Origin of the sequence: Cellulomonas phragmiteti, assembly GCF_016862775.1 — a bacterium.
Lineage (GTDB): Bacteria > Actinomycetota > Actinomycetes > Actinomycetales > Cellulomonadaceae > Cellulomonas > Cellulomonas phragmiteti.
Genome location: NZ_BONP01000045.1, coordinates 1 through 10153, shown reverse-complemented (window position 1 = coordinate 10153; position 10153 = coordinate 1). Strand labels below are relative to the sequence as shown.

Sequence of the window (10153 nt, the reverse complement as noted above, 5' to 3'; positions counted from 1 at the left end):
CCCTCACGACCACCACATCCGCGCCCTTCACCGCCGAAGAACGCACCAGCCGCCTCGTCTCCGGACCCTGCACCGCCACCCCCACACCCCCCGACTGCTGAACAGACCACACCGCGTCGACATCCCGGTCCGCAAGCCCGAGGTCCGCGTCGCCGGTTGGCTCCCCTTCAGTCGGTCTTGCCGTCCTCGCCCTGCGCTACGTCGACTGGCACATCCACCACTACCGGCAGGACAGGGCCATGGACACAGATGGTGGGAGGCGCGTCACCAAACCGATGCCATCGCGGAGCGTCGCTGGAGCCCCCGGGCGTCGAGCGGGGGACGGCGGTGGACGACCGTGAGGCCGCGGACCGCCGAGCCCACGAGCTCCGACGACATGCGCGAAACCCACTCCGACGCTTATTTACTGTTACAGTAAACAACTGTGAATTCGTCGTCCCGTGCGGCTGACGCACTCTTGCGCGCCCTCCGCAGCGCTTCGGGAGGCCGCTTCGACGCCCGGCCCACCTCGGCGGGCGTCGAGCTCTGCCACGACGGCACGGCGCATCCCCTGCACCCGATCTGGGCCGGGGACGGCTTCCCCGCGGATGTGCGTCAGGCGTTGGGCACCTCGACTCCGGCACCCCCGGACGCCACCCCCGTGGTCGTCGCCCGCCGCCTCTCCGCCGGCAGCCGCACCTTCCTGGCTGAGCGCGGCATGTCCTGGGCCGACGAGGCAGGCGGGCTGGACCTGGCCGCCGGCCCGATCCTCATCCGCATCCCCACGCTGACCCCGCCCACCGAGACCGCTCGGGCCCGGTTCACCGCGGCTGCCGGCGCGGTGGCGGAGCACCTCCTCCACCGGGCCACGTCCGGCGAGACGCTCGTCCCCCTCGTCAGCGACCTGGCCGCAGCGGTCGGCGCATCCCCCGGAGCCATCTCCAGAGCCCTCACCTACTTCGACGCCCAGGGGTGGACGGCCCGCACCGGCGCGCGACGCGGCCCGACATCCCGCCGGGACGTCGTCGAGCGCGGCGCACTGCTCGACGGCTGGGCGACCTGGTACGCGGCACGACCGGACGACGTGGTCACTGCCCACGCCCTGATCCGCGAGCCCGACACCTGGCTCGCCGACGTGCTTGCGCCGGCCTGGCCGCGCGGCTCCTGGGCGGTGACCGGCCTGGTCGCCCTGCAGCATCGTGCGCCACTCGCCACGGCGACGAACCCCGTCGACCTGTACCTCGAGGGCACCGTCTTCGACCTCGACCTGCGTGACGTGCTCGCGGCCGCCGAGCTCACGCCGACGGACACGGGCGCCCGGGTGCGCGTCCTGCGGGCCGACCGGTACACCAGCCCACTCCTGCGCGCGGCGCGCGACGAGGAGGTGCCGCTCGTGAGCGACGTCCGCCTCTACGGCGACCTGCTGCGCCGCGGCGGGGTGCGGGCGGAGGAGTACGCGATGCACCTCCGCGAGCAGCGGATCGGCTTCTGATGCGCACGCACCGCACCCGCGCGCTGGCCGAGGCCGCCCTCGCTCGCCTGGTCGCGCGGCTCGACGGCCGGACCGACGGGCTCGTCGTGATCGGTGGCCTCAATCCCGAGCTGCTCGCCCCCGTGACGGAGGCGCCCCATCAGGGCACGGCTGACATCGACCTCGTGGTGCAGCTCGGGTTCGTCTACGACAGGGACGAGCTCGACCTGCGCTGGTTGGAGTCGGCGCTCGACGCGACGGGCTTCGCACCCGTGGGCGAGTCGCGGGCCTGGCAGTGGGTGACGACGGTCGACGACACCCCCGTGCGGATCGACCTGCTCACCGACGTGCTCGACCACCGCGGCCAGCAGCTCGCCGTCCCGGGTTGCACCCGGATGACCGTCATGAACGTGGCCGGCCCCGCTCCGGCGCTTCAGGACCCCGTGATCAGGAGGGTGGCCGTCACGTCCGGGGACGACCCACCGACGTGGGTCGACGTGCCCTTCGCCAACCTGGGCGCCTACCTGCTCGCCAAGGCCGCGGCGGTCCTCGGTCGCCAGGCCGACCGTGACCCCTACGACCTGGCGTTCGTCGTCCGGCACAACTCCGCGGGGGGCCCGCGCGCGGCTGCCCGAGCAGCGCGAGCGGCGCTCCCTGCCGGCAGGGAGAAGGAGTTCGACGGCGTCCTACGGGCTGCGCTGCGCAGCTCACCGATCCCGACGGACGCGCCGCCCGTCTCTACGCCGGACAACGCGTCGCCGACGGTGATCCCCTGCCCATCGACGTGCTCGCGGCCGACGCGGCAGCAGCGGCACGTCAGTGCCTGGCCGAGCTCGACCGCTCGCCCGCGTCGCCACCCCGACCCGACGACCGCTGACCGCTCGCCGCTGCGTCGACCGCCGGGGCTCACCCGTCACCGGAACGACAGTGCCGAGATCCACGTCCGGTACGGGGGCCTTGGCGGCTTCCTGCTGGCCAAGGCCGCCGGAACCGCGGCGCGGCGCGCCCTCCCGTCGGACCGAGCCCTGTACCTCGCTGCGTCGTTCCGGAGCTGCCTGACCGGGATGATCGACGTGGAGTCGGCGCCGATGCGCGCGTACGCGGAGCAACCCATCCGCGACGGCGTCGCCAACAAGCCGCTCACCATCCGCCTGGACGTCCCAGCCGCGGCCCGCGCGTGCCTCACCGTCTTCGACGCGACCGAGGACCCGCCACACCCGGGCTGACAGCATCATCGGAGCACCCACGCGGCTGGCGACCGACTCGTCTGCGAGCCGCGTCACGGTGACGTCGCCGAGGGTGACGGCGGCGGGACGAGTCCGTCGAGCCCTGACTCCACCAGGGCCGCGAGGTCCGGCGCCGGCTCGAAGCGACCGCTCTTGACGTCGACGCCCTGGCAAAGTTCCTCCGTCAATAGCTCTCCCGTCGGGAGGGTGAACGGGACTTCTCCCGCATCGACGGCAACTATCCGACGCTCACCGTCCTCGTCCATCTCCAGCGTGTAAGTCATCACGGGCGAGAAGGTCCTCGGGAGGCCTGACGGGCGCTGCTCCATCAGCGACACCTCGCCCGCACATCCGGCCACGGAGACCTTGCCACCCTCCGCGGCAGGAACGACCGCAACCGGCTCGAACGGCCTCGGGCCGAGGTAGACGAAAGCGCTGTTGGTGGCCAGTCGCGCCTCGGCCTCGAGGGCGATCCCCTGGACACCGAAGTACGTCCGCCGCGTGTTGAGCGCTGCACTCCCGAAGTCGTTCGCGTTCACTGCCACGGCGAGAGCCGTCTCGGCTTCTCGCACCGCCTGCACCCAAGGATCACTCTCGAAGGGGCCGCTCGGCGGCCCGTCGGGCCAGACGACCGAGGGCGAGGGAGCCGGTGCAGGCGCCTCGTCACTGCAAGCCGCCAGTCCGAGACCTGCTGTCAGGAGCACAACGGCCGAGACTGCTCGTCGGAGCGCCACACGATCCACACGCGACACGATCATCGGCGCACGTCCTGCGACGCGATGTCTCCCCTGATCGAGTTGACGCTGCGCATGTAGTCCGCGGTGTACTGGTTCGCGACCATCCACCGGTCGTCGTGCGAGTCGTCCTTCGACCCTTCTCCGGTCCACACACCAGCCTCCTGGAAGGTCTCGATCGCCTTGAGGAACACGGCGTCGAGGTACTCGCGCCTGCCTACCGCGGGGGACTCCGCGACCACCATGCTCTCCGTGATCTCCTGCCCGGCCCGACCATGAAGCTGGCTGAGTCCCAGATCCACCACGAGAGCGATGTGCGGCGGCATCGGGATGACCCCCGCGAGGCCATCCGCTGCTTTGAACGCAGCGTTCGCGTTCCTGAGCTGCTCCTCTACCGCAGCGAGCGCGACGGCCTCCTGAGCGGTCTGGGTCGCGCCGTCGGCCGCACCCCACGTCAGTGCCAGCCGCTGGAGGACATCGCCCGACGCCGCCGAACCCTCGAGTGCCTGGGCAAGCGCTCCTGCCTGGTAGTCCGTGACGGCCCGCTCAAGAACCACGCGGCCCTCACCCTGGGCACTGGCGACGAGGACCCGACCCAGCTCGGTCGGCGTCACGACCCCCACCGTCACCTCACCCATGTGAGGCACCGCCATCGATCGCCAGGCGCCTGAGCTACCGGTGAGATCGTGTACGAGCGCCATCTCGATCAGACCTGGGAGCTGTGCGGTAGCGGCGGAGGCGAGAGCTTCCGCCCCGGCCTCGCTCACGTGTTCCGGACGCAGCAAGGGATTGCCGCTCACTGCCTTGAAGACACGGCTGTTGAGTGAGGCGACCTGCCCGGCGCTAGCTGGGTCTGTCACGTCGTGCTGCGCACCTGCCCAGGCCGACGCGATCCCGGCAAAGCCGTCGGAGTTCGCGACGGACCAGTCCCTGTCCCGGAACCAGTAGTTGATGCGGTCGAGGTCGAACTCGGTGCCCTCGCTCGGCCACGCCGCCGCCGTCCCCGTGAACCAGTCCCTCGCCGCCTGGGGATAGGTGCCGAGCGTCGCGAAGACCGGCCCGGCCGCGTCCCGGACGGCGTCGCCGGCACCACGCGTGGGGATCTCGGCCAGCAGGTAGCCCAGCGGGCCCACGTCCTGGAGCACCCCGCTCTCGCGTTCGATGCGATCGAGAACATCGGCGATGGCCACCGTGAACGCCATGCTCATCCGCGCGTTCTCCCGGTCAGCGAACAGGTAGCCGACCAGGCTGACCGACCCGTCGCCGACGGTCATCTCGCTCTCCACCTGCGCGGCGAACGTCGTGGCATCCTCGGTCGACCAGACGGTCGACGCCGAGGCGAGACCCCGACGAACCTGGGCAGCGAGGTCCGCGACAGCGCGGTTGTCGACGGGCCGTCCCGGAGTCACCGTGCGACTGAGCGCGCCAAGGAGCCGGAGGGTTCCGTGCCCGCCCACCGCGACGAACAGACCCCCTGTCATCGCAGGATCATCGCCCCACGCCTCGAGGAAGCCGGCAAGGACCTCCCGTGACGCCACGTCCGACGGATCGTCCACGAGCCGGTCGGTCAGCTCGACGAACCACCGGACCACCAGACGCCGCTGGGCACCGTCGAGCGCGCCGCTCACGCTCCCGGCCAGCGCCTGTACGACCGGCACGTCGACGACCGCGTCCACCGCGTCGCTCCACACCCTCAGCTCGTCGGCGGCCGCGGGGACCACAGGGAACGACGGCACGTCCATCCACGACCACGCCGGAACGCCGCCGGCGGCCAACGCTGCCGTCGCGTACCGCTCCTGCGCCGCCATCGCCCGGGTCCGCGCTGCGGCCACGACCTTGCGGCACTCCGCCACCTGCCTCCGTACCACCTGGAGCGCCGCGCCGTACCCCGCCAGGACCTCCGCGACCTGGCGGCACCCACCGGCGGCGTCGTCGAGCCCGGCAGCCAGGCGCGACGCGCGCTCCACGAGCGCGAGCGACCACTCACCGACCACGACCCCACCCAGCGCCGCCCCCGCCGACCGGATGCTCTCCGCCCGCTCTCCGAACCGCTCCGCGCGTGCCACGTACCCCTCGACCAAACCGTCGACAGCGGCGACGTCACCCGCCTCCGGGGTGCGCTCCAGGACACCGAGATCCACGCGCACCCCCTGTGACAGCCAGACGAATCGGGCACACCGTACCGACCGGAGGCGGGGCACCGCCGCGCTCATCCACAGCCCGGCTCCCACCCGTACCCCACGAACTCCCCGCCCTCGTCCCGCCCGTCCAGCACGAACCCCAGCCGCTCGTACAGCGCCCGCGCCCGCGTGTTGCCGCGCTGGGTCTCCAGCCGCACCTCGTGCGCCCCGGCAGCCACGGCCTCGGAGAGCACGTGCCGCACGAGCGCCGCGCCCGTCCCGGTGCCGCGGGCGTGCGGGGAGACGAACAGGTCGTTGAGCGTCCACGTCGTGCGCAGCCGCACCGAGGAGTGCCCGGGGTACACCTGCGTGAACGCGACCGCCTGCCCGTCGTCGTCGACCGCCGCCCACACGAGGGAATCCGCACGCTCCAGACGCCGGCGCAGGAACGCCCGGGCGTCGTCCTCGTCGCCGCGGCGGCCGTAGAACGCGCGGTACGCGACGAACAGCTCGCCCACCTGCGACCTGACCGCCTCGTCGCTGCCTGCCGTCACCGCGATCACCTGCACGACGTCCCCCGTCCCGGCCCGCCCACCGGGCCTGAGGCATCCTCGGCGGCCGCGAGGTGCCGTCGGCCACCCGTCCGCACCCTGGACCGCGCGGCGGCCGGGGCGCTCAAGGCGCAGGCCGCACGCACCGATGTCCCGGGGAGGCCGGGAGCGCCGGCACCGACGGAGGACGCGCATGGGCGAGACGGGCGCGCGCGGAGCCCGCGCGGTGGACGACGCGGCCGGGCGCGGCCTCGACGCCGCGGTGCTGAAGCTCGCGGAGGTCGGCCGCCCGGTCGCTGCGGCGCACGTGCGACGACTTCGCACACGACGCCGCGGGCGTGAGCGGACACCGGCGGACGTCGTGAAGCGCCTGGGGCGCCAGTTCGCGACGTCGGCGGCAGCGGCCGGCGCGACGTCGGGTGCGGTCGCGGGGGCTCGCGGCCCCAGCCTGCCCACCGAGCTGGCCGCCGGCGTCGCCGGTGCGGGTGCTTTCACCTCCGCCGCGACGCTGTACGTGCTCGCCCTGTGCGAGGTCTACGGCATCCCGCCCGACGACCTCGACCGGCGTCGCCGGCTGCTGCGTCTGGTGGTGGTGGGCGGCGACACCCCGCGGGGGCCGGAGGTCGTCGCGGACCAGCTCCCGCCGTCGTGGTCGCGACGGTTCCGCGACGTCGTGCCCGTCCGGTCGCTGGGGTGGGCCGAGACCGTCGTCGTGCCCCACATGGTCACCTCGACGCAGCGTGGCCCGCGGCTGCCGGTCCCCGGCGTCGTGCCCGCCGGGTTCGGGGCGGTCGTCGGTGCCGGCGGCAGCGCGATCATGGCGCAGCTGGTGGTCCACGCCGCCCTGGGGGCGCTCGGGCCGCCACCTGCGGCGTGGCCGGACGCGCCACCGCACGACCCGGCCTGACGCCCGCTCACCCGCCGAGGAACGCCCGCAGCTCCACCCGGCGCCGGCACGCGCGCGACGCGTCGGCGGCCAGCGCGAGGGCCGTCTCGCGGTCGGGGGCGTCGAGCACCCAGAACCCCGCGAGGTACTCGGTGGTCTCGGCGAACGGCCCGTCGGTCCGCAGGCCGCGGCCGTCGCGGTCGTCGACGACGACGGCGTCGCGCGGTGCCACCAGGCCACCGGCGAGCACCCAGTGCCCGTCGGCCTCGAGGCGTGCGTTGAACGCGTCGATCGCGGCGACCTCCTCGGGTGTCGCGGTGCCGGTGGCGTCGTCGATGACGGACAGCAGGTAGCGCATGGCGGACCTCCGGGTCGCGGGGGGCACCGCGGTCGGTGCCCGTTCTCCCTGACGACGCGCGACGGCACCGTTCTTCGACACCTTGCCGGTCACCGGTCGCGGGGTCGGTTCCCCCGTCGGCAGCCCGGGCACCACGACGTACCCGTCGCCGACGCTCCCGAGCACGACCATCCGCTCCCGCTCGGTCGCCCACAACCAGGCGAGGTACGCGCAGACGATCGCGTCGACCTCGTCCTCGAGCCGCTCGAGGACGGCCGCCCGCTGCGCGCCGCGGACCTCCTGGCGCACCTGCGCCCACCGGGCGTTGCCGGCCAGCCCGAGCGTCGGCCCGGCGACCCGCTCGACGTGGTCCAGCAGCTGCAGCCACGCGGCGTGCCGCACGTCGAACCCGCGCCGCGCCTTGCCCTTGTACGGCAGCACCCGGCCGAGCCCGAACAGCACGACCATCGCCGGGTGCGGGTACACCTCGATCGCCACCGACACCCCCGGCCCGGGCTGCACGGCCGGGTCCACGTGCCAGCCGTGGCGGGCGGCGAGGACCTCGGCGCGCGGCGGGTCGAAGTGCGGCCGCGACCTGCTCGACGGGTGCGCGCCGGCGTCGAACCTGCCGAAGTGCCGGGTCACCAGCCGCTCCGCCTCGCGCTGCCCGGTGAGGTTCGGCACGACGAGCGGCGCGTCGATCGCCACGGCGACGTCGTGCCCGCCGGCGTGCTGCTCGACGAGCGCGTCGATCTCGGCATCGGTCACGACGGCCGACGAGTGGACCAGGCGACCGTCCTCGTCGAGCACGGCGACGCCGGTGCGGGCGGTCGTGCCCCACGCGAGGTCCAGGCCGACGTACCGCACCATGGCACCCAGTGTGCCGCCGGACGGGGCGGTCGGTGCTGACGTGCGGAGCGGTCAGCCGCGCGCGTCGGCCGCCACGGCCGTCGCCGTCGGCACCCGGCCCGCCGCCCAGTCGACGAGCGCGGCCGCCGCGGCGTCGTCGAGCGGGGGGAATCCACCGCCGTGGTTCGTGATCGCCCGGCGCACCGCGTGCACGGCAGGCCCGCCGTCGGTGAGCTGCGCCCGGTCCAGCAGCGTGCCGCGCGGCGCCTCGGGGGCGTCCCACGTCGCCGGGACGTACACGTGCGGCACCGCGACCAGCTGCCCCGTCGCGGACCGTGCGGCCGCCAGGCCGTCGCGCTCGAGCAGTCCCAGCAGCGTGCGCGTCGTCGACCGCACCCGCCCCACGGGGTCGATGCGCCGCCGCCCCGCACCCGACCCCTGCCACCACGCCCCGTCCAGGCAGGAGACGTGCCCGCCGGCGACCTCGATCACGGCCAGGCCCACGCCCGGCCACACCACGAGCAGGTCGACCTCGAGCGTCGTCGCACCGTCCTGCAGCACGACGCCCGTCAGCACGTCCGCCCGGGCCGGCAGGTGGCCGCGCAGCGCCTGCCGCACGCGCTGCAGCGCCCCGTCGTCCTCACGGGACACGGGCTGCTCGGGGTGGGTACGCGGCACGACGAGACCTCCTGCGGTGAACGTCCGCTGGAGGCATCGACAGGTCCGCGCCACGGGTCAACCACGTGCACCCGTGTGCGCGAGCGGCAGCACGCCCGGTGCACCCGTTCGGGACGACGAGCACAGGGCAGCTGTCCACAGAGCGGGGCAAACACCACCACGCGATGTGCGGAACCGGTACTTTCCCGGCATGCCCACACGTCGAACAGCCCGACGCCGACTGGCAGCACCTGCGCTGGCGCTCGCACTGGCACTGGCTGTCGCGGGATGCACCGACGACGAGGGCACCGAGCCAAACCCGACGGCCACCGCGTCACCGTCGCCCAGCCCGACACCAACACCGAGCCCGACCCCCGACGCGCGGCAGCCCCCGACGCGTCCGGAGGCGATGGCGACCAACGACGAGGTGGGGGCCGTCGCGGCCGCCGAGTACTTCGTGGTCGATCTCTACAATCACGTCCACGCAAGTCTCGACCTCACCGAGTGGCGCGCGATGTCGGACCCGGAGTGCAGGTTCTGCAGCTCAGTCCTCTCGGACGTCGAGGCGCTGCCCAGCCCACTGATCTTCGACACGAGCACGACGCGAGTCGTCTCCTCGTCGGGCACGACGATCACTGACGGTTCCCGGTACACGGCGACGCTGGTCGTCGAGCAGCCTCAGGAGGCGGACAGCGGCGCCACCTCGACGTACGAGTTCCACTTCGCCATCGCGTGGGCCGACGGGTGGCGCATGCTCGCAGTCGACGTCACCCCGCTCGACCAGTGATCACGGGTCGCGCGGCAGCGGTCTCGTCGCTCGTGCTCACCGCGTTCCTCGTCGCCACTCCTGGAGCGGGGAGCGGGGCGCGGAACACGCCTCCGACGTACTCGGGTCATGTCACCGAGGAGAAGGATGCGGTGCGCCTCAACGTCAGAGACGGGCACACCGAGCAGCAAGCGCACGAGTCCCTCCGAGGAACGTCTGCCTACGAGCTCAAGCAGTACCGTCGCGCGCCGCGGTGCAACGTGTCGAACGCGGTCCCCACCACGCCCCTCAACGGCCCGTGCCCGCCGGCCGAGGGTGCCGCCGGGGTCAACAACTGCGGCGAGGACACGCCGCTCGAACCGCTGTGGATGCGTCAACGAACCCAACCGACGGATCCCTGGCCAGAGGGCGCATGGGGACTGGTGGACAACGGCGGCTGCGGCGTCGACATCCTCCCGGTCATGACGCAGGAGGACTTCCGCAGCCTCCCCCTCCCGGCCCCGACCTTGACCCTGCAGCCGGACCGCGGGTGGGTCCTGATCAACATCGAGACCATCGTGTCCACCGACCCCGCCCC

Annotated in this window: 9 protein-coding genes and 1 pseudogene; 5 read left to right on the top strand and 5 right to left on the bottom strand. The window is 73.3% G+C overall.

Annotated elements, in window-relative coordinates:
* Positions 1-601 precede the first annotated feature (601 nt).
* On the top strand, positions 602-1471 hold the full coding sequence (locus Cph01nite_RS18635; protein WP_203676509.1) for a type IV toxin-antitoxin system AbiEi family antitoxin: 870 nt from the start codon (positions 602-604) through the stop codon (positions 1469-1471).
* Positions 1471-2676, top strand: a complete 1206-nt coding sequence (locus Cph01nite_RS18630) for a hypothetical protein (RefSeq protein WP_203676507.1) — start codon at positions 1471-1473, stop codon at positions 2674-2676. Before Cph01nite_RS18635 ends, Cph01nite_RS18630 begins: the two co-directional genes overlap by 1 nt.
* 53 nt (positions 2677-2729) lie before the next feature.
* On the opposite strand, the gene Cph01nite_RS18625 is transcribed toward Cph01nite_RS18630, so the two are convergent.
* From Cph01nite_RS18625 to Cph01nite_RS18615, 3 genes are all read right to left on the bottom strand, one after another.
* Positions 2730-3248, bottom strand: a complete 519-nt coding sequence (locus Cph01nite_RS18625; protein WP_203676506.1) for a hypothetical protein — start codon at positions 3246-3248, stop codon at positions 2730-2732.
* 182 nt (positions 3249-3430) lie between these two features.
* Positions 3431-5551 carry a hypothetical protein gene (locus tag Cph01nite_RS18620; RefSeq protein ID WP_203676505.1) on the bottom strand — a complete coding sequence of 707 codons (2121 nt, stop codon included), beginning with the start codon at positions 5549-5551 and terminating at the stop codon, positions 3431-3433.
* 68 nt (positions 5552-5619) lie between these two features.
* Positions 5620-6084 (bottom strand): GNAT family N-acetyltransferase, encoded by a 465-nt coding sequence (locus Cph01nite_RS18615; RefSeq protein WP_239069362.1) that lies wholly within the window; start codon positions 6082-6084, stop codon positions 5620-5622.
* Positions 6085-6274: 190 nt separating this feature from the next.
* On the opposite strand from Cph01nite_RS18615, the gene Cph01nite_RS18610 reads away from it, so the two are divergent.
* Complete coding sequence (locus Cph01nite_RS18610) at positions 6275-6988, top strand: hypothetical protein (RefSeq protein ID WP_203676503.1); 714 nt, start codon at positions 6275-6277, stop codon at positions 6986-6988.
* A gap of 7 nt (positions 6989-6995) precedes the next feature.
* On the opposite strand, the gene Cph01nite_RS18605 is transcribed toward Cph01nite_RS18610, so the two are convergent.
* Positions 6996-8174 carry a DUF429 domain-containing protein gene (locus Cph01nite_RS18605; protein ID WP_203676502.1) on the bottom strand — a complete coding sequence of 393 codons (1179 nt, stop codon included), beginning with the start codon at positions 8172-8174 and terminating at the stop codon, positions 6996-6998.
* Between the two features lie 51 nt (positions 8175-8225).
* On the bottom strand, positions 8226-8831 hold the full coding sequence (locus Cph01nite_RS18600; RefSeq protein ID WP_203676501.1) for a nuclease-related domain-containing protein: 606 nt from the start codon (positions 8829-8831) through the stop codon (positions 8226-8228).
* Positions 8832-9219: 388 nt separating this feature from the next.
* Here Cph01nite_RS18600 and Cph01nite_RS18595 point away from each other — a divergent pair, with 388 nt between their 5' ends.
* On the top strand, positions 9220-9597 hold the full coding sequence (locus Cph01nite_RS18595; protein ID WP_203676499.1) for a hypothetical protein: 378 nt from the start codon (positions 9220-9222) through the stop codon (positions 9595-9597).
* Positions 9598-9728: 131 nt separating this feature from the next.
* Positions 9729-10153, top strand: a pseudogene (locus Cph01nite_RS18590) (hypothetical protein); the annotation flags it as partial.

Excerpts from the sequence above, each read along its gene's own strand:
- Cph01nite_RS18630 (WP_203676507.1), top strand. The coding sequence starts at position 1,471 with ATGCGCACGCACCGCACCCGCGCGCTGGCCGAGGCCGCCCTCGCTCGC.
- Cph01nite_RS18610 (WP_203676503.1), top strand. The coding sequence starts at position 6,275 with ATGGGCGAGACGGGCGCGCGCGGAGCCCGCGCGGTGGACGACGCGGCC.
- Cph01nite_RS18605 (WP_203676502.1), bottom strand. The coding sequence starts at position 8,174 with ATGGTGCGGTACGTCGGCCTGGACCTCGCGTGGGGCACGACCGCCCGC.
- Cph01nite_RS18595 (WP_203676499.1), top strand. The coding sequence starts at position 9,220 with ATGGCGACCAACGACGAGGTGGGGGCCGTCGCGGCCGCCGAGTACTTC.